General features: G+C 42.3%; 19 protein-coding genes and 1 tRNA gene. 12 read left to right on the forward strand and 8 right to left on the reverse strand.

Annotated elements, in window-relative coordinates:
* The first annotated feature begins 177 nt into the window (after positions 1-177).
* From DDV96_RS13040 to DDV96_RS13050, 3 genes are all read left to right on the forward strand, one after another.
* Complete coding sequence (locus DDV96_RS13040; protein ID WP_240607728.1) at positions 178-327, forward strand: GIY-YIG nuclease family protein; 150 nt, start codon at positions 178-180, stop codon at positions 325-327.
* A 232-nt stretch (positions 328-559) separates the two neighbouring features.
* Positions 560-679 carry a DUF2179 domain-containing protein gene (locus DDV96_RS13045; RefSeq protein ID WP_116695223.1) on the forward strand — a complete coding sequence of 40 codons (120 nt, stop codon included), beginning with the start codon at positions 560-562 and terminating at the stop codon, positions 677-679.
* Positions 680-741: 62 nt separating this feature from the next.
* Positions 742-816 (forward strand) — tRNA-Val (locus DDV96_RS13050).
* Positions 817-936: 120 nt separating this feature from the next.
* Here the strand turns inward: DDV96_RS13050 and DDV96_RS13055 are convergent.
* The 3 genes from DDV96_RS13055 to gldJ (DDV96_RS13065) form a co-directional block, all read right to left on the reverse strand.
* On the reverse strand, positions 937-2,199 hold the full coding sequence (locus DDV96_RS13055; RefSeq protein ID WP_116695224.1) for a UDP-N-acetylmuramoyl-tripeptide--D-alanyl-D-alanine ligase: 1,263 nt from the start codon (positions 2,197-2,199) through the stop codon (positions 937-939).
* Between the two features lie 61 nt (positions 2,200-2,260).
* A complete protein-coding gene (gene gldJ / locus DDV96_RS13060; RefSeq protein WP_116695225.1) occupies positions 2,261-3,919 on the reverse strand; it encodes a gliding motility lipoprotein GldJ in 1,659 nt (552 codons plus the stop codon).
* A 121-nt stretch (positions 3,920-4,040) separates the two neighbouring features.
* Positions 4,041-5,717 carry a gliding motility lipoprotein GldJ gene (gene gldJ, locus DDV96_RS13065; protein WP_206074028.1) on the reverse strand — a complete coding sequence of 559 codons (1,677 nt, stop codon included), beginning with the start codon at positions 5,715-5,717 and terminating at the stop codon, positions 4,041-4,043.
* Positions 5,718-5,931: 214 nt separating this feature from the next.
* Between gldJ (DDV96_RS13065) and porU the strand changes: the two genes are divergently transcribed.
* The 9 genes from porU (at position 5,932) to DDV96_RS13110 (ending at position 18,739) form a co-directional block, all read left to right on the forward strand.
* Positions 5,932-9,810 carry a type IX secretion system sortase PorU gene (gene porU / locus DDV96_RS13070; protein ID WP_317045969.1) on the forward strand — a complete coding sequence of 1,293 codons (3,879 nt, stop codon included), beginning with the start codon at positions 5,932-5,934 and terminating at the stop codon, positions 9,808-9,810.
* A 35-nt stretch (positions 9,811-9,845) separates the two neighbouring features.
* On the forward strand, positions 9,846-11,000 hold the full coding sequence (porV, locus tag DDV96_RS13075; RefSeq protein ID WP_116695226.1) for a type IX secretion system outer membrane channel protein PorV: 1,155 nt from the start codon (positions 9,846-9,848) through the stop codon (positions 10,998-11,000).
* 132 nt (positions 11,001-11,132) lie between these two features.
* Positions 11,133-11,615: a cytidine deaminase gene (gene cdd, locus DDV96_RS13080; RefSeq protein WP_240607729.1), complete on the forward strand. Its 483-nt coding sequence runs from the start codon at positions 11,133-11,135 to the stop codon at positions 11,613-11,615.
* Positions 11,616-11,833: 218 nt separating this feature from the next.
* A complete protein-coding gene (gene pdhA / locus DDV96_RS13085) occupies positions 11,834-12,832 on the forward strand; it encodes a pyruvate dehydrogenase (acetyl-transferring) E1 component subunit alpha (protein ID WP_116695228.1) in 999 nt (332 codons plus the stop codon).
* 3 nt (positions 12,833-12,835) lie between these two features.
* On the forward strand, positions 12,836-14,545 hold the full coding sequence (locus tag DDV96_RS13090) for a pyruvate dehydrogenase complex dihydrolipoamide acetyltransferase (RefSeq protein ID WP_116695229.1): 1,710 nt from the start codon (positions 12,836-12,838) through the stop codon (positions 14,543-14,545).
* 242 nt (positions 14,546-14,787) lie between these two features.
* Entirely contained in the window at positions 14,788-15,471 is a 684-nt protein-coding gene (locus DDV96_RS13095; protein WP_116695230.1) for an SDR family NAD(P)-dependent oxidoreductase, read from the forward strand.
* 3 nt (positions 15,472-15,474) lie between these two features.
* Positions 15,475-16,071 carry a SprT-like domain-containing protein gene (locus DDV96_RS13100; RefSeq protein WP_116695231.1) on the forward strand — a complete coding sequence of 199 codons (597 nt, stop codon included), beginning with the start codon at positions 15,475-15,477 and terminating at the stop codon, positions 16,069-16,071.
* A gap of 151 nt (positions 16,072-16,222) precedes the next feature.
* Entirely contained in the window at positions 16,223-17,302 is a 1,080-nt protein-coding gene (locus DDV96_RS13105) for a mannose-1-phosphate guanylyltransferase (RefSeq protein WP_116695232.1), read from the forward strand.
* A complete protein-coding gene (locus DDV96_RS13110) occupies positions 17,303-18,739 on the forward strand; it encodes a DUF389 domain-containing protein (RefSeq protein ID WP_116695233.1) in 1,437 nt (478 codons plus the stop codon).
* Positions 18,740-18,802: 63 nt separating this feature from the next.
* Here the strand turns inward: DDV96_RS13110 and DDV96_RS13115 are convergent, their stop codons facing one another.
* The 5 genes from DDV96_RS13115 to DDV96_RS13135 form a co-directional block, all read right to left on the reverse strand.
* Entirely contained in the window at positions 18,803-20,419 is a 1,617-nt protein-coding gene (locus tag DDV96_RS13115) for an FG-GAP-like repeat-containing protein (RefSeq protein ID WP_116695234.1), read from the reverse strand.
* Between the two features lie 64 nt (positions 20,420-20,483).
* A complete protein-coding gene (locus DDV96_RS13120) occupies positions 20,484-21,248 on the reverse strand; it encodes an ABC transporter ATP-binding protein (RefSeq protein ID WP_116695235.1) in 765 nt (254 codons plus the stop codon).
* The gene (locus DDV96_RS13125) at positions 21,248-21,985 is read right to left on the reverse strand and encodes an MlaE family ABC transporter permease (RefSeq protein WP_116695236.1); all 738 of its coding nucleotides are present in this window, start codon (positions 21,983-21,985) and stop codon (positions 21,248-21,250) included. The genes DDV96_RS13120 and DDV96_RS13125 overlap by 1 nt, the downstream gene beginning before the upstream one ends.
* Positions 21,986-22,055: 70 nt before the next feature.
* On the reverse strand, positions 22,056-23,159 hold the full coding sequence (locus DDV96_RS13130) for an alkaline phosphatase (protein ID WP_116695237.1): 1,104 nt from the start codon (positions 23,157-23,159) through the stop codon (positions 22,056-22,058).
* Between the two features lie 68 nt (positions 23,160-23,227).
* Positions 23,228-24,079 (reverse strand): glycosyltransferase, encoded by an 852-nt coding sequence (locus tag DDV96_RS13135; RefSeq protein WP_116695238.1) that lies wholly within the window; start codon positions 24,077-24,079, stop codon positions 23,228-23,230.
* Between the last annotated feature and the right edge of the window lie 19 nt (positions 24,080-24,098).

Below are 24,098 nucleotides of genomic sequence, written 5' to 3' on the forward strand. Positions count from 1 at the left end.
GTAAGTTAGTAAACCTTCAGGAAGGATTAAGCTTAGCAGGGGTAAATCAGTCTCTTTATTCATTGGAAAATATTTATCCGCAAAGAAAACTATTTTTCACTCTAGACCCAACTTTTGGACTTGATCCGCTATTATATAGGTTCTACATCTGATATCGGAAAAAGATTAAAAAAACACTTGCAGAACCACAAAGGGTATACTGCCCGGGCAAAAGACTGGAAGTTAGTGTACCACGAAGTTTTTAGTACAAAAGCCGGAGCCTACGCCAGAGAACGGAAAATTAAATCTTGGAAGAGTAGGGTCATGATTGAAAAATTAATAAACTAGTGGGTTCAGAGCATCCCGATTTTACATCGGGAGGGTCAGGGGTTCGAATCCCTTCGCGCCCACCAAAGGCCGACAGGTCCACAAAACCCGATGGAAATTTTCATCGGGTTTTTTCTTTTCTCAAAAAAATTGGCGGAAAGAAAGGCTGCTTAGCGTAGCCCTTACGGTGTGTGAGTTAAGGGCGGCTTTTTTAGGAATGTCAACGTGATCTATACGGTGATCCCAATTGGAAATGTCGCGACTAAAGACCGAAATCGATAAAATTGACCACGATGTGTTTATCATCATGGCTTCGGTAAAAGATGCAAAAGGAGGAATGATTAAGAAAAAACCACTTAAAAAAATAAAATAAGTGGTAGTTTTGCAAGAATGAAAGGGGGCATTAACTCAGTTGCCTACCCGACGAAAAATTTAGGAGTGTTAGCTCAGTTGGTTCAGAGCACCACCTTGACAGGGTGGGGGTCATTGGTTCGAATCCAATACACTTCACTATTGCAGGCGGGGTTCAGGGTGTGACGTCGACAACGTGGAGGTCACTGGTTCGAATCCATTATGCCCCACTTAAAAACAAAGGTTTCAATGATTCATTTTATTGAAACCTTTTCTGTTTTAAAGCAAATTTAAAACGCGTTCCAATGCCATTCCTCTTGAACCTTTTATTAAAAAGAAACAATTTTTAAAATCTTTGGCTTTAAACTGCTTTTTAAAGTCGTCAAAACTTTCAAACGTTTTAATATGGGAGGCTTTTGTTTTTGTTTTGTTGAAGTTACTGCCCACCAAATAAGCTTTCCCGAAAGGGTTTTGTTCTAAAAAATCAACGATATGTTGGTGTTCTTTTTCGGCTTCACTGCCCATTTCAAACATATCGCCAAGGATTAAGATTTTTCGGTTTCCTTCGGCTTGCTTAAAATTTTCAAGGGCGGCCATCATACTGGTCGGGTTGGCGTTATAAGCATCCAACAATATTTTGTGGCCTGCTTTTTCCAAGCGTTGAGAGCGGTTGTTCTGCGGGATATACCCTTCAATGGCTGTTTTTATTTGTTCTTCTGGAACATTAAAATAATCCCCAATGGCGATGGCTGCCGCAATATTGTTGAAATTATACAGGCCCACGAGCTTGCTTTGTATTTCGGTGTTTTTAAATTTCACTTTCACTTCGTTTGAAGCATCCATAAGTTGAATGATTGTTTCATTAAAAACCACCCGATTCATCGTTTTGGTCAGTTCCAATTGTTTGGTTTCTGCTCCGTTTACAAAAACAGTCTTGTCGTGGTCTTTTAGATGGGTGTACAATTCAGATTTCCCTTTTACAACGCCTTCCAAACTTCCGAAGCCTTCTAGGTGTGCTTTTCCAAAGTTAGTAATGTAGCCGTAATCCGGTTGGGCAATCTGGCAAAGGTTTTCTATCTCGTGTAAATGATTGGCGCCCATTTCAACAATGCCCATTTCAGTTTCCGAAGTCATTGACAATAGGGTAAGCGGCACGCCAATATGGTTGTTTAAATTTCCTTGGGTTGCAATGGTTTTATATTTTTTTGAAAGAACTGCGTTGATCAGCTCTTTGGTAGTGGTTTTGCCGTTGCTTCCGGTTAAGGAAAGTATGGGCAACTTGAGGTGTTTTCTGTGGAAAGCGGCCAATTCCTGCAGGGCGGTCAAGGTGTCCTTAACCAAAATGGTTTTCTCGTTTTTAAATGCTTCGTCATCTATAACCACTCTATATGCTCCTTTTTTTACAGCTTCGTCGGCAAATGTATTCCCATTGAAGTTAGCGCCTTTTAAGGCAATAAAAAAGCAGTTTTCAACGATGTTCCGGGTATCGGTGCAAATACCGCTACCGGCTAAAAATTCTTGGTGGAGCTGTTTTGTGGTCATAGCATAAAAATACAGAAAAGCTTTTTACGAGAAAGCCTGCCAGTTGTTCTTTTATAAAAGTTTAATGGGTGGCCCGTTTGTTTTTCTTTTTGCTTTTAGCCCCCACGCGCGACATTGCGCACCTAAACCCAATATAATTGGTGGCCATATATTGTGGCAAGTACCTGCGCTGTGCAGGGTCCAACCAATATTCCCGGTCTTTCCAAGACCCTCCTTTATACACTCGGGTTTCATTGCTTATTAGGGTGTTTCTTGTCGAAGACCGGTCGTATTGTGGTGTTATGGAACCATTTTCTGCAACTACCAATTTGTTAATGGGCGAGTTGTACATTCTTCTTTTGTTGTTTTCAGAAACAGCATTTGAAAAGGTGGGGTTATACCGTAACGAAAGCCGGTCGCCATCCCTGTAATTTCTGTTGTCGCTTTTCGAAAAATTGATGCGCATAAAGGTTTCCCTTTTGCCTATAGGTTCTTCTTTGAGTTCGCCCGGATATTTTCTGGCTACGACCTTGCCGTTGGGAAGGGTGTCGTAAACCATGGTTTCTGGAGTGATTATCTGGACATTGCCACCGTCATCCAAAGCGGGTTTCATATAGACATTTCCGCGGAAATAGTTAAAATCATTGTACTCGTCGTCGATGATGGGGCGATAAACATCGGCCACCCATTCGGCTACATTCCCGGCCATATCGTACAGGCCAAAATCGTTTGCCTCGTACGATTTTACTTGAGCCGTAACTCCAGCACCGTCATCGCTCCATCCTGCAATACCGCTGTAATCGCCTGCACCTTGTTTGAAATTGGCCAATTGATCGCCTCGATTTTTACGTTTTTGCGAACGGGTGTAAGGGCCGTTCCAAGGATATTTTTTACGGCCTCTATAGGTGTTTTTATATCTAATTCCCACAAGTCCGAGTGCGGCGTATTCCCATTCTGCTTCGGTGGGTAAGCGGTAGGCGGGGAGCAAAATGCCGTCTTTTCGTCTCACAAATATTTGGGTGCTGTCTCCTCGCTCTATAAGCCGTTGAGAGCGGTTGCTCCCTCTTGTTATGCTGTCGTTCCCCCCATAGGTAAGTGTGGGGGCTTTTAAATAGGTTTCGGTGTTGAAAACCGAACGTGCCGTACTTTGGTACCGGGCATTTTTTTGAATAAAACCTTCTTCTTCCAATATGAGTTCATTGACTCTATCGGTACGCCATTTTGAAAATTCGACCGCTTGGACCCAGCTGACGCCCACCACTGGATATTCGGCAAAGGCCGGATGCCTAAAGTATTGATCGACCATGGTTTCGTTGTACCCTAACCTGGACTTCCAGACCAAGGTATCGGGCAAGGCCCCTTCATAAATCTTCCTGAAATTTTCTTGGGTGGGGGGAAACACTTTTTTAAGCCAATCGATGTATTCGAGGTACATTAAGTTGGTGACTTCGGTTTCGTCCATATAGAACGATTGTACGTGTTGTTGTGTGGGAACGTTGTTCCAATCGCCCATAGGGTCGTCTTGTACCCGTCCCATGGTAAAAGTGCCCCCTTCTATAAACACTAGGCCAGGGCCGGTTTCCTGTTCTTTTGCTTTTATTTTTTTTGAACCGCCTTGCCTTCCAAATGCAGGCCATCCCGTGGCACGAGAGCTTTTGTCATAATTCCTGTTATTGCTGCAGTTTGTGCACAGCATGATTGACAACAGCGCCAAAAGGACTTTTTGCAGGATTTTTGCCATAGGGTTATTTGCTTCTGTTCGCTTAGCAAGTTAAAAAAAAATTGAATGTGCGAAAAAAAGGACTAAAAAAAGCCTTGAAGTAAATCTCCAAGGCTTTAATGTATTCAAATATTAACTAATTTTAGTTTCTGGGGCGTTTCCCTTTTTTCGATTTGGAGCCTACGCGCGACATGGCACATCTAAACCCAATGTAATCGGTTGCCATATCTTGAGGGAAATAACGCCGTTGGGCAGGGTCTAACCAATAATCGCGATCTCTCCAAGAGCCACCTTTATAAACCCTAACTTCATTGTCAATTAAAGTGGTGCGCCTGTTGGACTGATCGTACTGGATTTCCATTTGGCCCGTGCTATCGGTAAATATTTTGCTTTTTGGGGAGTTGTACATGCGCTCTTCATTGGCGTCATCAGTGTTGTACTCATCGGCAAACGATTGGTACCTCCGGGAAGAACGTTTATCGCCATCCCTGAAATCGCGGTTGTCGCTTTTAGAGAAATTGGTGCGTTGGTAGGTTTCTTCTTCGCCCACGGGCACCTGTAAAATTTCGCCAGGCAGGTTTCTGGCAACGATCCTGCCGTTGCTCAAGGTGTCATAGACAATGGAATCTGCAGTGACCAATTTCACTTTTCCATCTTCAGTTATCGCGTTTTTGGTATAGACATTTCCGCGGTAATAATTAAAGTCGTTAAATTCATCGTCAACAATCGGGCGATAGACATCGGCCACCCATTCGGCTACGTTGCCGGCCATATCGTATAATCCGAAGTCGTTCGCTTCGTAGGATTTTACTTCGGCAGTAATGTCGGCTCCGTCGTCGCTCCAGCCTGCAATACCTCCGTAATCGCCATCGCCTTGTTTAAAGTTGGCCAATTGGTCGCCACGGCTTCTTCGTTTATTGGAGCGGGTGTATTGCCCATCCCATGGATATTTCTTTCTTCCTCTGTAAACGTTGTAGTTTCTAAGTCCTACCAAACCTAAAGCGGCATATTCCCATTCGGCTTCGGTGGGCAAACGGTAGCTAGGTAGCAATAGGCCGTCTTTTCGCTGTACATATAAGTTGGTGCTGTCCTCGCTTCGGTCTGTAATACGTTCAGAAGTCCTTCCACCCCTAGTGATGGAATCTTTTCCGCCATAGGTTTGTGTCGGGGCATTAAGGTAGGTTTGAGTACTAAAAGTTTCCCCTGGTTCCACATCGTATCGTGCGCCGCGGGCCGTATAGCCTTCTTCTTCCAAAATCAATTCGTTAACACGGTCGGTACGCCAGTTACTGAATTCCACAGCTTGAATCCAACTTACACCCACTACCGGGTAGTTTGCGTACGCAGGATGACGCAGGTAGTTGTTGGTCATCACTTCGTTGTACCCTAAACGGTTTCTCCACACCAAGGTGTCTGGCAAAGCGCCTTGGTATATTTGGCGGTAGTTTTCTTGTGAAGGCGGGAACACGCTCTTCAACCAATCTAAATACTCTAAGTACATTAGGTTGGTCACTTCGGTTTCGTCCATGTAAAAAGACTGCACGTGTTGTTGTGTAGGTGTGTTGTTCCAATCGTGCATGGGGTCATCCTGTACTTTTCCCATAGTAAAAGTACCGCCTTCAATAAAGATGAGGCCTGGTCCAGTTTCTTGTTCTTTGGCTTTGGGGTTGTATTTAAATCCGCCTTCTCTGGCGTTCATTTTCCAACCGGTTGCGCGAGAGCTGTCTTTATAGTCCCTGGAGTTGTTACAACTTATAAGTAAACCAGTTGTAACCAATACCATAAATACGCGAAATGCTAAGGTTTTGTTCATGTTCATAGTTGAAGGTATGAATAAATTTGGGTTTGCAATATAATAATTAACGGGAAAATACCAATAATATTTTATTATAATTGATTCGTTAGTTTTTTGTATTACTGCCTACTAACTTGAATGCAAACGTTATTTTTTTGTGATTATTATTTAAAACGTAAAATCCTGAAAACTTTAAAAAAGAACCCATACTAAGTGTATATTTGATGCGTTATTGATTATGATGAAAAAAACCATACTTCTTATTTCATTTGTTTTATTGCCATTTGTGATATGGGCACAGACCAAGAACATTACCATTAATTGGGAAGGTGCCTCCAAAACAGCCACTTCTGTTTCGGCCATAAAACAGGCAAGTGCCAACAAGCAGCCGGGCTATGATCCGCTTAAGCTCAATATCGATGAGGACCATTTGGTTTATCACGATCAATGGAGGGACACTGGGTTTGCTGATGAAAATTCTATTGAAATCTCGAATGTGTCCTACGGAACCTTGACACGACAAGAACTTCAGAAAATAAATAAAGCATTGGTGCCGGAGGAGCTCACTTATTCCATCCATAGCAGTAAAGCGCGGGACGAGATTTATACTGCGATTTCCCTTTCGCCCGTGGTACGGGTAAATGGCAGGTTGCAAAAAGTGCAGTCGTTCACGGTCTCCTATAAAAAAGACATGCAAAACAAGGGGGCTTCTTTTAGGATGCCTTTGGCCAATTCGGTATTAGCAGATGGCGATTGGTACAAATTTAAGGTTGAAGAAACTGGCGTACACCGAATCGATAAGTCTTTTTTGGATAATTTGGGGATGAACACCAGCAATATAAATCCACAAAACCTAAAAATATATGGTCATGGTGGCAAACCATTGCCTTTGTACAATGCATTGAACACGCAGTTTGATCTTCCTGAAACCTCCATAAAAGTGGTCGGGGGTGACGACGGGTCTTTTGACAGTGGCGACTATATTCTTTTTTACGGAACGAGCACCAAAGGGTACGACCCAGAGAACCAAACCAATTTAAACCCTTACAGCGACGAATCGTATTATTACATCACAGCCGATGGTGGGCCTGGAAAACGGATTCAACAAATGGTAGAGCCAACAGGCGCGCCCACCACCACGATTACCACCTTTCAAGATTACAAATATCATGAAGTGGATGAATTTTCCCCATCAAAGTTAGGAAGGCGTTGGTTTGGAAACCGTTTTGATATTGAGAGCGAACAAAGCTATGAATTTACCTTCCCCAATATAGTTTCGGGTTCTACCATGCAAGTGGTGGTAAAGGCAGGAGCGGTTTCAGAATCGCGCACTTCCATGGCCATTAGTGTCAATGGTGTTAGTTTGGATCCATTGTCTTTTAGGGCTGTTACCGAAGGCACCGTCTTGATCGTGGATGAACTTAGCGGCAGTAAGGGGGAAGTGCCAGCGGCAGGCGAAACGGTTACTGTGGATCTCGCTTATAACAATGGGGGCAACCCGTCCAGCGTAGGGTATTTAGATTATGTGAGCGTGGAGGCCATCCGCCAACTTACAGTTGCCGATGGACAGCTTGCTTTTCGGTACAAGCCTGCTTCTAATTTGAGTGGTATAGGGGAATATCAAGTAGGTAATACTGGGCAAGTAAGTGAAATATGGGATGTTACCGATCCCGGTTTCATTTCGGCAAAACAAAATGAAAACAATGCTCCGGCTCTTACTTTTAAAGCAGTTATGGGCACAGCGCGCAAATACGTGGCCGTGCATACTGGGGATTATCGCACCCCTGTACAAATAAGTGATCCGCGTGTATTTAACCAAAACTTAAAAGGCTCGGTTTTTAAAGGGCCATCAGGAGCTTTTCAGGATGTAGATTATTTAATTGTTACCGCTCCGTTTTTACTGCAGCCTGCTTTACGGTTGGCCAATCTTCACAAAACACAAAGCGGGCTCAACGTGAAAGTGGTTACCACCGATAAGATTTACCAAGAATTCAGTTCCGGGAAACAAGATATTGGGGCCATCAGGAATTTTGTCCGCTATATTTACAACAATGCATCGTCAGCAGATAACCGTATAAAATACCTCTGTCTTTTTGGGGACACCTCGGTAGATTATAAAAATAGGTTGTCGGGCAACAACAATATAGTGCCTACTTTTCATACACTTTCCAGTGTCAACGAGTCCAGTTCGTTTATGAGTGATGATTTCTTCGGAAATATGGACCCAGATGAAGGAACGATAGGTGGAAATACCTTAGACGCTTCAGGCGAAAGACTTATAGATACCGATATGCTGGACATAGCCGTAGGGAGGGTTCTTGCTGATGAAGTTGGGCTGGCCAATGCCATGGTTGATAAAATCATTGCTTATACTTCAAAAGAATCCTACGGAAATTGGCGGAACAATTTCATGTTGATTTCTGATGATGTGGACAAATCTGGAGAGCAAAGACTTGAAATAGAGCTGGATGCTTTGGGAGATGAAATTTCAGCAGAGAAACCCTTTATCAACGTAAAAAAAATCCACATCGATGCTTATAAACAAGAAACTTCTTCAGGAGGAAATCGTTATCCAAAGGTAAATGAAGCCATTAAGAACAATATTGAAGTAGGGGCTTTAGTGGTCAATTATTTTGGTCACGGTGGAGAAGATGGTTTGGCGCACGAATATATTTATACAAAAGGCATGGCCACTTCTTTAAAAAATAAGAATAAAACTTCTTGCGTGGTTACCATTACCTGCCAGTTTACCAAATTCGACAATCCCCAACGCGTCACGGCTGGAGAGCTTACTTATTGGAATAAAGAAGGTGGTGCCATTTCTTTACTTACTACTACCCGTTCTATTGGTTTAACCACTGGAGTGAATTTCAATAAAAAGCTTGCAACACATTTGTTTGGCTATGATTTGAACGTACCTAAAACCCCGGCAGAAGCCTTAAGATTGGCCAAGCGGGATTTAGGGGTAGGCACAAGGTTGCGCCGGGTAGTATTTTACATTGGCGATCCGGCCATGCATTTGGCGTTTCCAAAGAAAAACGTAAGGCTCACCACTATTAACGGTGTGCCTGTAGGGCAATCGCCAGAAGTTCTTAAGGCTTTGGACAAAGTGAAAATGACCGGTGAAGTGACCGATGAAAACAGAAACCTTCTTACCAACTACAGCGGCGTACTTTCGGCCAAAGTGTTTGATAAGCGCGTACAGCGGCAAACATTGGATAACGATAACCAGGGGTTTGTTTTAGATTTCACCACCTTGGGTGAAACACTGTTTAACGGTAAGGCCACCGTTGAAAATGGAATTTTTGAGTTTGAGTTTGTCATGCCCAGGGACATACAGATACCCGTAGGTACAGGACGGGTTAATTTTTATACTGAAAAGAACAATGCCTTGGAGGATCAAGCAGGGGTAGATCTTTCCGTGCAAATAGGAGGAATTAATGAAAATGCCCCAGAAGACAATCAAGGCCCTACTATCAATTTGTTCATGAACGATGAAAGCTTTGTTTCTGGTGGGGTTACCAATGCATCTCCCATTCTCATAGCCAAGCTGGAAGACGAAAACGGCATCAACACGGCCAGTGGTATTGGCCACGATATGGTTGCAATTTTAGACGGCGACGAGTCCAACCCCATTGTAGTGAACGATTATTACCAAGCCGAACAGGATGATTACACCAAAGGGACTGCCAATTATCGTTTGCGGGACCTCGAGAAGGGACTGCATACCTTGACGTTTAAGGCCTGGGACGTGTACAACAACTCTTCTACGGCCGAAATACAATTTATCGTGGCTGGCGATGACGAACTTAAAATCACCAAAGTGCTCAATTACCCCAATCCTTTTGTGGACTATACCGAATTTTGGTTTAACCACAACCGCCCGTTCGAGCCCTTGGAGGTTCAGGTGCAGGTGTTTACCGTAACCGGAAAAGTAGTGTGGAGCAAAAATCAGATTATCAATACCGATGGTTTCCTTTCCCGCGATATTGTGTGGGATGGTCGTGATGATTTTGGAGATAAAATAGGAAAAGGGGTATATGTATATAAGATTACCGTTAAATCGACGTTAACCAATAAACAAACTGAAAAATTTGAAAAACTGGTTATCCTTTAAAAAATAAATTTATATTTGACCAAAATTAGAACCTCATGAAGAAAATATTGTTACCTTTTTTAATCGTTTTAATATCCTATAATACTGCTGCGCAAGAAGATGATGCCACCACCCAGCGTGTGATTACCACAGGCGTCCCATTTTTGCTTATAGCCGGTGACGCCCGCTCAGCAGGTATGGGGGATATTGGGGTTACCACCTCGGCCGATGCTTTTTCACAGCAGTGGAATCCAGCAAAATATGCGTTCGCTATATCCAAACAAGGGGTTGGAGTTACCTATACGCCGTATTTAAGTAAATTGGTAAACGATATCTTTTTAGGAAATTTAACCTATTATAACAGGCTTAACGAGCGTAGTGCCGTTGGAGCAAGTTTTCGGTATTTCAGTAACGGGGAGATAGAGTTGCGTGAAACTGCAGAGCAACAACCTTTATTGGTAAAGCCCAATGAATTGATGTTCGATGTTTCCTACTCGCTCCGCTTAAGTGAGCGTTTCTCGATGGGTATAGCCGGTAGGTATATACGTTCTGACCTTAAACTACAGTCAGCCATCGCCGATGCAAGTGCCGCCAACAGCTTTGCTGTAGATGTGGCCGGTTATTATCAAAGTGAAGAAATTCCCTATAACGACTTTGACGGTCGTTGGAGAGCCGGGTTTAATATTTCAAATGTGGGTCCCAAACTTAAATACGACGAAACAGGCCAAGAAAACAACCTGCCTACCAATTTAGCTTTAGGCGGTGGTTTTGATTTTATATTAGATCAATATAGCAAAATTGGGGTAAGTGCCGAGGTGAACAAACTGTTGGTGCCAACACCAAGTGATTCCAACAATGATGGTGTTATTGATCGCGAAGACGATTATTACAATGAAAGTTTCTTTAGTGGCATCTTCTCTTCTTTCGGGGATGCACCAAATGGATTTTCAGAAGAATTAAAAGAATTCACTTGGGCTTTGGGTGCCGAGTATTGGTACCAAGACGTGTTTGCATTCCGGATGGGATACTTCAACGAAAGTGAAGATAAAGGTTTTAGGAAATTCCTGTCCTTAGGAGCAGGATTCCGTTACACGGCCATTAATATCGATATTTCCTATTTGTTCTCAACATCGAAAGTACGAAGTCCGTTGGAAGGCACCCTTCGTTTTGGCTTGACGTTCAATTTCGGGGACGAGTATGACGAGTATTAACATGCTGCATCTCGATATTATTTTATTTGATCTTCCAGTCAAATAAAGTCACTCGATGTGACAGGTACTAGATGACTGATGAATCATCCTGCAAGGTTTCCAAAACCTTGTAGGTATAATGGAAGACAATACGTGAAAAAACATAAAATTGAAATAAACCTTGAAGTGTATGATTCTGTTTCAGAATTGCCTCAAGACATTCAAAAATTAATGAATAAGGCGCAACAAGCTCGGGAAGATGCTTATGCGCCTTATTCTCGTTTTAAAGTAGGGGCCGCCTTGCAGCTGGATTCTGGCGAAACGATAATCGGGAACAATCAAGAAAATGCTGCATTTCCTTCGGGCCTTTGTGCCGAACGGGTGGCCATTTATCAAGCTGGTGCGGCGTATCCCACTGCTTCCGTAAAAACCATGGCCATTACGGCACGTTCTTTAAAACAAGAAACAACCACGCCAATTCCACCTTGCGGTGCGTGCCGTCAAGCAATCGCCGAATACGAAATAAAACAGGAATCCCCTATTGCCATTTATTTTATGGGCGAAACCGGAAAAGTTGCCAAAGCGGCTTCCATTGCAGATTTGTTGCCCCTATTGTTCGATAAAAGCTATCTGTAAACTTCCTCCCCCCAGCCCCTACAAAGGAGGGGAGAGGATCGGTGTTTAAAAACTCCTCCCCTTCGGGGAGGTTGGGAGGCGGCTTTTTTACTTTCAAGACTCCAACGCCCAACATTTAGTACTATTTTAATGTTTCTGTGTTTTGTAAAACTTCAGAATGTAGTACTTTTGTTAATCGTGTTTAAAATTTCTCCCCGTGGGGACAGTATAGCAATCCAATGAAAAAAATTACAAAAAAAACATATTTAGACTGGTACGAAGATATGTTCTTCTGGCGCAAGTTTGAAGACAAGCTGGCCCAAGTTTACATCAAACAAAAAGTAAGAGGGTTTCTGCACCTTTATAACGGACAAGAAGCTGTTCTGGCCGGAGCTTTGCACGCCATGGATTTGGAAAAAGACCGTATGATAACGGCTTACCGAAACCACGTACAGCCTATTGGGATGGGCGTAGACCCCAAAAAAGTAATGGCCGAGCTCTACGGAAAGAAAACAGGAACCTCGCAAGGTTTAGGGGGCTCTATGCATATTTTCTCTAAAGAGCATCGGTTTTATGGCGGCCATGGCATCGTTGGAGGACAAATTCCTCTCGGTGCCGGAATAGCTTTTGCCGATAAGTATTTTGAGCGCGATGCTGTAACCCTTACCTATATGGGTGATGGTGCCGTAAGACAAGGTTCACTCCACGAAGCATTTAACTTAGCGATGCTCTGGAAACTGCCCGTCGTGTTTATTTGCGAAAATAACGGTTATGCCATGGGGACTTCCGTAGCGCGTACCGCAAACCATACCGATATTTGGAAACTTGGTTTAGGCTACGAAATGCCGTGTAAGCCTGTTGATGGGATGAAACCCGAAGTTGTCGCTAAAGAAATGGATGAGGCGATAGACCGCGCACGTCGTGGAGATGGTCCGACGTTTTTGGAAATTAGAACGTATCGATATAGAGGACATTCCATGAGTGATGCACAACATTACCGTACTAAAGAAGAAGTAAAGAAAAAACAAGAGGAAGACCCAATCTCGTATGTGTTGCATAAAATTTACGAAGAAAAATGGGCCACTGAAGATGAGATTAAAAAAGTAAACAAACGTGTAAAGGATAAGGTAAAGGAATGCGAGCAATTTGCCGAAGATTCAGGATACCCAGATACAAATGTAATGTACGACGTTGTTTACGAACAAGAAGACTACCCTTTTTTACCACATAAACTATAGACTATGGCTGAAGTAATCAACATGCCGCGCTTGAGCGACACCATGGAAGAAGGAACCGTGGCCAAATGGCTCGTGAGCAAAGGTGATAAAGTAGAAGAAGGCGATATCCTTGCTGAGATTGAAACTGATAAAGCTACTATGGAGTTTGAGTCTTTTTACGAAGGGACTTTGTTACACATTGGTATTGAAGAAGGCGAAACAGCCGAAGTAGATAAACTTTTGGCTATTATTGGCGAAGAAGGCGAAGATATTTCCGATTTGATTAACGGTGGCGGAAAATCTAAGGATGATTCCAATGATGCTTCGGAAGAGAGTGATGAAAAATCCGAAGATAAAGACGGTGCTGAAAAGTCTAAAAAAGAAGATGCCAAGAAAAATAGTGATGATACCGATGAAGATTCAGATGAAGAAGCGGACATTGAGGGGAGCCGAAATGAAGTGCCAGAAGGCGTTGAGGTAATTACCATGCCACGCCTAAGCGATACTATGGAAGAAGGAACAGTCGCCACGTGGTTAAAACAAGAAGGCGATAGCATTGAAGAAGGCGACATTCTTGCCGAAATAGAAACCGATAAGGCCACGATGGAATTTGAATCGTTCTATTCAGGAACCTTGCTTAAGATTGGTATTGAAGAAGGAGAAACAGCTAAAGTTGATGCTTTATTAGCTATTGTTGGGCCAGAAGGCACTGATGTTTCTGAAGTAGCAAAAAACTTCAAAAAAGATGGCGGTTCTTCAAAAGACAAGAAAAAAGAAACCAAGAAAGAAGATGCTGAAAAGTCTGAAGATACCTTTAAAGACAAAAAAGAAAAAGCTACAAAAGATCCATCTAAAGATAAAACACCAACAAGCCAAACCACAAAGGACGGCGGACGCATCTTTGCTTCGCCATTGGCCAAAAAACTGGCAGAAGAAAAGGGCATCAGCCTTAGCCAAGTACAAGGTAGTGGCGATCACGGCCGTATTGTAAAGAAAGATATTGAAAACTACCAACCAGCAGCGGGAACACAAGCGTACACACCTGTTGGGCAAGAAGAATTTGAGGAAGTTAAAAACTCTCAAATGCGCAAGACCATTGCCAAACGTTTGGGCGAATCTAAGTTTACGGCACCGCATTATTACCTAACCGTCGAGCTGGATATGGACAACGCTATTTCGGCACGTAAGGCAATTAACAGTGATCCGGATGTAAAAATATCGTATAACGATATGGTCATTAAAGCCTGTGCGATGGCTTTAAGGAAACACCCACAAGTAAACACCCAATGGCACGGCGATACGACCAAAATTGCAAAGCATATTCACATAGGCGTTGCCGTTGCTGTAGATGAAGGCCTGTTGGTCCCGGTGCTTAAGTTTGCCGATCAAATGAGCTTTTCACAAATTGGAGCCAATGTAAAAGAGTTGGCCGGAAAAGCAAGAAACAAAAAGATAAGCCCAGACGAAATGCAGGGTAGTACCTTTACGGTTTCTAACTTGGGTATGTTCGGCATCAAGGAGTTTACCTCCATCATCAACCAGCCCAACTCGGCAATTTTATCGGTTGGAACCATTGTGCAAAAGCCAGTAGTAAAAAACGGAGCAATTGCAGTTGGGAATACGATGACTGTTACATTAGCGTGCGACCACCGTACCGTAGACGGTGCAACGGGAGCTAAGTTTTTAGAAACGGTTAAAAAGTATATCGAGAATCCGGTTACTATGTTTGTGTAGAAAAATAAAAATCAGGTCTCAAAGTTTTTTGAAACCTTTGAGGCTTTATATATATAATCCCGTTGGTTTCATTTGAGAAGACAGCGGGATTTGTTTATATTGAACGTTCAAAGTATTTTAATAGTTTAGCCCGAAGTACATTACTGCAGGCTCTTTCCTGCAAGCCCGTCTGTCGGTCGGACTAAGCGATGCATAAACATCCTGCACGGTTTTTAAAACCTGGCAGGTTAAAAAAGAATCGAATGAAAAAAAATATAATTGTTACCGGCACCAGCAGAGGCATAGGCTATCAAATGGTCCCTATTTTAGCTGATTCTGGCCACAATGTCTTGGCGTTGTCCAGAAACGATGTGCCCATTTCAGGGCTTGAAATTACTAACTGCTATTGCTTTCCCTGTGATATTACAGATTCTCATGATATAAAAAAAGTTTCAGAGTTCATTGAAGAAAAATGGCAACACGTAGATATACTGATCAATAATTCAGGATATATTGTCAATAAACCTTTTGAAAAACTCACACAAAGCGATTTTAAGGATTCTTATGAAGTGAATGTTTTTGGGCTTGCTGCAATCACTCAAGCCGTTTTGCCATTTATGAATAACGACGGGCATGTGGTTAGCATTAGCAGTATGGGCGGCATTCAGGGCAGTATGAAATTTCCCGGTTTGGCCGCCTACAGCAGCAGCAAAGGCGCTGTATTAACCCTCACCGAATTGTTGGCCGAAGAATACAAAGAAAAAGGACCATCGTTTAATGCATTGGCCTTGGGGGCGGTGCAAACCGAAATGCTGGACGAAGCATTCCCGGGTTATAAAGCGCCACTTTCAGCAAAAGAAATGGCCGAATATATCGTGGAATTTTCGCTAACAGGAAACAAATATTACAATGGGAAAATTCTTCAGGTTTCCAATTCAACGCCCTAATGCATGCAGCACGTTCTTGAAAAATATATTCCCAAAGCCTCGGTACCGCCTGTTTTTGAATTGATAAAAACGAATAAAATTCATCTAAAAATCGTAAATGAACGGGTTACCCGCCACGGCGATTACCGAAAAATGCCAAATGGCCAACATCAAATCACGGTAAATGCCAATTTGAATACCTATCGGTTTTTAATCACGTTGGTACATGAAACTGCCCATTTGGTCGCCTTTCAGAAATATGGAAGAACCATTAAGCCCCACGGAATGGAATGGAAACGCACCTTTCAGCAGTTAATGTTGCCCTTTATCCGTCCAGAAATCTTCCCAAACCAGTTGTTGCCGTTATTGGCAAGACATTTCAAAAATCCGAGGGCCAGTAGCGATACCGATGCCAAATTATCGTTGGCCTTAAAACAATTTGACCCACCAAACGATAAAAACTATATATTTGAAATACCGTTTGGTGGCCATTTTCGGTTGTATAATGGAAAAATCTTTAAACGGGGCAACAAAAAGGTGAAACGGTACGAATGCCTTGAAGTGGCAACCGGAAGGATGTATTTGTTCAACCCCAATGCCGAAGTGGAATTTTTAAAGTAGTATGGAAACGGAAACAGGACAAAAATAAAAAAAATTAAATATAAAAAATAAGGAGAATCAAGTTCTCTTTCCTTTAAAGAGGAGGGTTAGGAAGGGAATGTGGATTTCCTAAGTATTAATTAAAAAGATACCCGCCTGCGCGGGCATTAGTATGAACAAAGATTACTATGCAGTCATCATGGCCGGTGGAATCGGGTCGCGGTTTTGGCCGGTAAGCACCAGTGATTTCCCCAAACAGTTTCACGATATGTTGGGAACGGGACAGACCTTGTTGCAAAAAACCTTTGGCAGGCTCAATAAAATTATCCCTTCAAAAAATATTTTGGTACTTACCAATGAACGTTATTTACAGTTAACGTTAAAGCAATTGCCGCAGATAGCAGAAGAGCAAGTAATTTTAGAACCCGCCATGCGCAATACGGCACCCTGCATCTTGCTTTCCGCTTTAAAAATTAAAAAGCAAAATCCCAATGCGTTGATGCTGGTTGCTCCCAGCGATCACTGGATTGAAGATGAAACCGCTTTTTTAGAGGATGTTCAAATATGTTTTGATGCCTGTCAACGGAAAGATTATTTAATGACATTGGGTATTAAACCCACCTTCCCCAATACCGGATATGGTTATATAGAGGCCGAAAAGAAAGAAAGTTCTGTTATTAAAAAGGTAAAACAATTTCGGGAAAAGCCCGATTACGAAACCGCGAAACAGTTTTTAGCTGCAGGGAATTTCATGTGGAATGCAGGGATATTTTTGTGGAGCGTAAAAAGTATTTCAGATGCTTTTGAAGAAAATAATCCAGTTATGCATGCCTTGTTTTCTGAAGGAATCCCTGCCTATAACACTTCCGAAGAAAAAGAATTTATTGCTGAAAATTATGGTAAAGCCGAAAACGTTTCCATCGATTATGCCATTATGGAAAAGGCGGATAACGTATATGTGAAAAAAGCATCATTTGACTGGAACGACCTCGGAACCTGGGGCGCATTGCATGATAAAATGGACAAAGATTCACAAGAAAATGCGGTAGTGCGGGCGGTTCCACATTTAAAAGAAGCCCATAGGAACATGGTTTATACCGCTTCCAAAAAACTGGTGGTCGTCGATGGCATTGACGATTATATCATAGTTGACAAAGAAGATGTGCTGCTCATTTATCCCAAAGAAAAGGAACAGGACATAAAAAGCTTACTGGCCGATGTTAAAGAAAACTTCGGAAAAAAATATACGTAGATGAGCGAGCAGCAAAACAACGAGAAGGTGCACGTAACCCCAAACGATGAAGAGTTTGAAAAGGTAAAGCTGAACACTTGGGAGAGCATCAAAAAATTCTTTAAAGAGCTTTTCGATATCCGGTCGGATAGTGACCGGGATGCCACGATCGAGGCAGTTAAAAAAGACATCCCTTTTAAAGGTCACACCGCTTGGATTCTCATATTCTCCATTTTTGTCGCCTCTATTGGTCTAAACGTAAGTAGTACGGCCGTTGTAATTGGTGCGATGTTAATATCACCTTTAATGGGCCCTATCGTTGGGATTGGCCTTTCCGTGGCGATTAACGATGTGGAGACCTTACGGCGTTCCATGATCAATTTGGGGATCATGGTGTTTTTAAGTGTGATCACCGCTTTTTTATATTTTAAACTTTCCCCATTAACCGAAGAGACGCCAGAGCTCGTGGCGCGCACGTACCCAACCATTTTGGACGTTTTGGTGGCCATATTCGGGGGGCTGGGCCTTATTATCGCCAAGACCAAAAGCGGTACCATTGCCAGCGTTATTTTTGGGGTGGCCATTGCCACGGCCCTTATGCCGCCCTTGTGTACCGTTGGTTATGGATTGGCCATTGGCAATTTTCAGTATGCAGGAGGCGCCTTATATCTATTTTCCATCAATGCGGTTTTTATTGCCCTTTCTACCTTTATCGTTTCCAAATTGCTGCGTTTTCCGTTGGTACGCTACGCGAATTCCAAAAAACGAAAGCGTATCGCCCAAATAGCCTCATTGATTGCCTTGATCGTGATGGTGCCCAGTGTAATTCTGTTCATTAACCTTCTGGACCAACAATTATTTGAAAACAAGACCAAGGAATTTGTAAAAAGCATCATTACCTACGAAGGGGCCGAAGTTGTAAAATTTACCCAAGATTATAAATCCAAAAACATCGAGGTGTACCTAATAGGACGGCCTGTGCCGCAAAACAAAATCAATGAATGGTTGGTTGAAATGGAAAAGACCGAAATGCTGGAAGAAGCCAACTTGCGTATTTATCAAGGTACGGACCAAACCGGTGAAATGGCGGCGAAACTGTCCAGCGAAGTTAAGGCAGGAATATTGGAAGATCTCTATGTGAAAAACGAACAGATGATCAAGGACAAAAACTCCCGCATCGATTTCCTGGAAAACGAAATTGCCAAACTGCGCATTAAGAATGTTCCATTTGAAGAACTGAGCAAAGAGGTGAAAGCTATCTATCAGGATATGGACCAGTTTTCTTTTTCAAAAAGGATAACCACCAATTTTGAAAAAACCGATACCTTGCCAGTGGTGTATGTTTCGTGGGATAAAACGGTTTCTTTAAAAGAAAAGAAGGAGAAAAACACAGCGCTTTTCAATTGGCTGAAGATAAAAATGAAAGTGGATACGTTAGTGGTACAGGAAACGCCATAAAGAAACGCCTACCCTAAAGCAGTTTTATCCGGGCGTTTTAGGCGACATTGAAAAGGAGGAGGATTATTTCTTAACAAATTTGTAATTTACTTTTTGCTGTCCTACCTTAATCTGAACAAAATAAACCCCACTATTTAAAGCTTCGACATTCAAGGTGTTTTCTGAAGATATAGTTGTGTTCAGTATCATTTTACCGGTAAGATCCACTACTTGAACGGGTGAATTTTCCAATCCTTTTTTAGAAAAGTTCAAAACACCAGAAGTTGGATTGGGATACATAACAATTCCCTCAAGTTTGTGGGTGTTTATAGCCAGCGGCGAGCTTCCTTCTTCTACTTCATGAAGTGTGTTGATATCCGGGTTCTCAAGTTGGTCAACCGTTCCTGAAGGCCAAGTGATGGTAATTTTATCGATTTCGGTGCTGTTGCCAATTCCCACGTGTGCCGATAAGCTGTTCATATGGCTAAATCCTTGCCCAGAGCGTACTTCGCGCATTTGCTTGCCCCAACTTCCATATACTTCAACTCGTGCCCCAATACCGTTTACATTGCTGTCGATGCCTTTTAAAATCACTTTTACCCAATTGTTGCCGTTACCTTCATTTATCCAGAGTTGTCCATCATTTACAACGTCTAAAAAACCGTCGTTGTTCAAATCGGCGATGGCGCCCTCATCAAAGGGGAGATCCATTCCGGTAAAGGTCATGTCGCCGTTATTGATGTATAATTCCTTGGACATTTCAGAAAAAATATCCACAAACCCATCGTTGTTAAAATCGGCTGCTTGGTTTTCCCAAGCCCCGAGATCGGTAGGGTTAATGCCGGAAGTTTCAATAATATCGGTATAATTTCCGGTGCCATCGTTTTCCATAAGGCGGTTTTGAAAATCGTGGTTTACTATAAAGGCATCAAAATCGCCATCGTTGTCAAAATCTTCAAAAACGGTTGACCACGATTGTGCATTGTCTTTCATGCCTATTTCTTCGGCATTTTCTGTAAAAGTCCCATCGCCGTTATTGGTGTACATTGCATTATCGCGCTCTGGGTCGCCGGGGTTGGAACCGCCACGGCATTTGGTCAAGTACATATCGGTATCGCCGTCGTTATCGTAATCTACCCAAATTGCCGCATAGTTTCCAGGGAGATCGATGGTTTCAATCAAGGTTTGGTCCAAGGTCATATTGCCTTCGCCATCATTTTGGTAGGGGTGGCTTTGGTCTACATCGTGGCAAACAAAAGCATCCAAATCACCATCGTTGTCTATATCGGCTATGGTGCTGCGTTGCGAAAAGATGTATTCGTTATGTGAGGTGTCTTCGGTAAAGACTGTTCCATCTTCATTGGCCATTAGAAAGGAAACCCGCTGTGTGTCGCCCAGTACCAAATCGTTATAACCATTTCCGTCCAGATCGCCAGCAGCGATGCTCCAATTAGGTGCGTTTTGAATGGTCATAGCGTACATAACAGATTGAAAAGTTCCGTCTGGTTGTTGATAATCAATACCGATGCCGCTGTAGGATACCCGAACATAGTCATCTAAGTTGTCGCCGTTCATATCAACAGTACATTCTGATGTGTCTGGAAAGTTACCGATGAGGTCGGATTGGTTTACAAATGTAACTTGGCCATAGGTGCCAAGTGTGGCCAGTAAAAAGATACCGAAGAGTACTGTTTTTTTCATAATGATAGGGAATAAAGTGCCTAAAATTATGGAAAATAATTTATTTGAAAGAAATTATACTAAATTATTGTTCTTTTAATTGAACTTCCCTTATCTTTTTGAATAAATCTGATGAATAAACAAAGTTTGTTACATCTTCATTATCAGTTTTGAAAATTTCTTCATTGGTACCTTGCCAGACCAATTTGCCGTTTTTCAATAAAACCACTTTTTGCCCAATTTCCATTACCGAATTCATATCGTGGGTTACCACTATGGTCGTAATGTCGTATTCGTGGGTGATTTCCTGAATAAGATTGTCTATTAGCGTAGCGGTTTTTGGATCAAGGCCCGAATTGGGTTCGTCACAAAACAAATATTTAGGGCGGTTAACGATGGCGCGGGCAATGGAAACCCTTTTTTGCATCCCGCCTGAAATTTCAGCCGGGTATTTTTTGTTTACGTTTTCAAGGTTTACCCGTGCCAGCACTTCGTTGACGCGTTCCAGCATATCGCTTTTTTTCTGTTTGGTGAACATGCGCAAGGGGAACATGACGTTTTCTTCAATGGTCATGGAATCGAACAGGGCCCCGCCTTGAAACAGCATGCCAATATCCTCACGAAGCGCGCGCTGTTTTTCGTCGTCCATGTCCTGGATGGCTTCATCTTCATAATAAATGCGGCCTTCTTCTGGCTTAAAAAGACCAATAAGGCATTTAAGCATAACCGTTTTGCCGCTTCCGCTTTGCCCAATAATCAAGTTGGTTTTCCCTTTATCGAAGGTGGTGGAGATGCCTTTTAAAATTTCTTCGTCCCCAAAACGTTTATGTATGTCTTCTACTTTTATCATTAGCTCAACAGGAGTTGGGTGATTACGTAATTTGCCAAAATTATGAGCACACTGGTCCAAACAAAAGAGTTGGTACTGGCTTTGCCCACTTCTAACGATCCGCCTTTCATATAATAGCCTTGCCACGAAGGTACGGTGGCCAAAATAAAGGCGAAAACAAAGGTTTTAAAAAAGGCATAGAATAACTGAAAGGGGATGAAATCTTCCTGCAGCCCTTCGATAAAAGAGGTGGAAGACGTAAACCCGCCGTACACGCCTGCCAACCAACCGCCGACTACGCCCAAAAACATGGATATTACGATTAAAAACGGATAAAACAGCAAGGCGATTATCTTCGGAAATACTAAATAATTCAATGAATTGATCCCCATTACCTCCAAGGCGTCAATTTGTTCGGTAACCCGCATAGAACCGATGCTCGATGTAATGAACGAACCCACTTTCCCTGCCATGATGATCGAAATGAAGGTAGGCGCAAACTCCAATATCACCGACTGCCGGGTGGCATACCCAATAAGCGATTCGGGGATGATGGGGTTGGTCATGTTCAGGGCCGTCTGTATGGCGACCACCCCACCAACAAAAAAGGAGATAAATGAAACAATACCAAGCGAGCTGATGATCAAGTCGTCAATTTCCTTAAAAATAAGGTGCTGTAATACGGAACGTTTGGTAAAGCTGCCAAAAACCTTTGACAACATCACAAAATAGGAACCGATATCATGTAGGTATTTCATAAGCGCTTAAGATACTGCTAAAGTAACAAAATTCAATGAGTGTTGCCCGTAAAATGTATAAGGCGCGGTTTTACTGCTGTCCTAAAAGCAATTGTTTTATTTTAGTATAGATTTCGGTGTTTTCGTAAATACCGTTAAAGTGTTCGGCACCAGGTCCTTTTGCAAACACCGGAATCATGGTCGCCGAATGTCCGCCAGTGGAAAAAGATGGTGCTATCTGGTTGTAATCGCCATCTTTTGAGGCTAAGGTGTAGCCGCCCGTTTCGTGGTCTGCGGTAACGATCACCAAAGTTTCTTCATTAATTTTTGCAAAATCGAGTGCCACGCCTATGGTTTTGTCAAAGTCCAGCAGTTCGCCAATTAAGTAATCGGCCTCGTTGGCGTGCCCGCCCCAATCAATTTGCGAGCCTTCTACCATTAAAAAGAAACCGTCTTTGTTTCTGGTGAGATTTTCAATGGCCAGCTGTGTGGCATCGGGCAGAAAATCGGCCCGGCCGTCTATTTTTTTGGGCATTCCATCTTCAGCTAATAAAATCGCTTCTTTTTTATCTGAAAATTTTGTGGGCAGCTTATCAGTGTAAACCTGAAAGCCGTTGCCTTCCAGCTCTGCATAGAGGTTACGGCCATCTTTTCGGTCGTTGAAAAATTTTTGACCGCCGCCAGCAAAAAAGTCAACATCGCTGGTGGGCATAAAAGCTGCGATATCATCATACTGCCTGCGGTATTTTACGTGAGCAAAAAAACTGGCCGGTGTAGCATGTACAATAGAGGACGTGGCGACCAAGCCAGTGCTCAACCCTTTTCTTGAAACCTCTTCTAGGATAGTTGGCACGGGGATGGTGTCTATATTCACCCCAATAGCGCCATTATACGTTTTTACGCCGGAAGCAAATGCCGTGGCCCCAGCGGCCGAATCGGTAATCACATCGTTGCCAGATGAAGTTTTAATGAGCCCAATGGTGGGAAAGCGCTCAAAATTTGATGCCTTTTCCTGAAAAAACAAAGCCGACGAAACTTGGCTGAGGCCCATGCCGTCGCCAATTAACAAGATGACATTTTTGGGCGTTTTGTTTACAGTTTCCGTCGATAACATATTGTCCTTAACTTGTACCGATACGCAGTTGGTACCTAAAAAAAGAAGCAAGGCCGATAAGGGTAAGAATAAGCGTTTCATGAAATAAAATGGATTTTTTTAGAAAACCTAAAAGTACATAGAATTCAACAGGAAAAGCGTTAGGAAGCTTATAAAATTTTCTTTTTGATACCGGTCCAGCGAAGCTTGCGGATAAAAGACCCTTCTTTTTTTGAAACAATAGGCTCAACAGCACTGTTTTTGGCTTTTGCATAGCCCCGTAAACAATCGATAAAATAGTCAAAACTTCTTTTTTTATAGGAAAGTTTTGCTGAAGCAATGATGGTTAGCACAACGCCATACCGCAATTTATAAAACGCTTCGCCTTGTTTGTGGCGAGACGCCTTGGTGTAGGTGTTGCCCGTGGGTTTCAAGTGTTTTACATGCAAAGATTCATCGGTGCAGATTTGCCAACCGTGGTATTGCGCCAAGAGTTCGTCCACGGTGTCCCAGCCTATGGATTTTTTTAAACCTCCAATATCGTCAAAACATTCTTTGCGGTAGGTCTTTATTGGCCCCCTAACTTTTTTTTTATTTGAAATATTCTCAAATATCCATTTGCCTTTATCGTGAATATATAAGTTTCCACCTGCAATACCGACAGATTTATTTTCAGAAAACATCTCTCGTATTCTTTTAAAATATATAGGAGGTAGTTCTATATCGCCGTCAAACTTCCCAATTAGTTCATAGTCATTCTTAGATATAGTTTCTAAACCATTGTAGAATGCATTGATTACTTTTTTACCAGGTATATGTTTATTAGCAGAATTATTTTGGACTAATTCAATCCAATCGTATTTTTTTGAATAATTTTTTGCTATTGAATTTGTATTATCACTCGAATTGTCATTTACAAGAATGAGTTTATCAACATTTTGAATTTGATTTATGAAACTATCCAAAGTTTTCTCTAAATATAATTCTTCATTGTAAAGGGGGATAATTACGCAAATTTTCATTTTCAAAACTGCTTTTTTG

The organism is Marixanthomonas spongiae (assembly GCF_003095375.1).
Classification (GTDB): Bacteria; Bacteroidota; Bacteroidia; order Flavobacteriales; family Flavobacteriaceae; genus Marixanthomonas; species Marixanthomonas spongiae.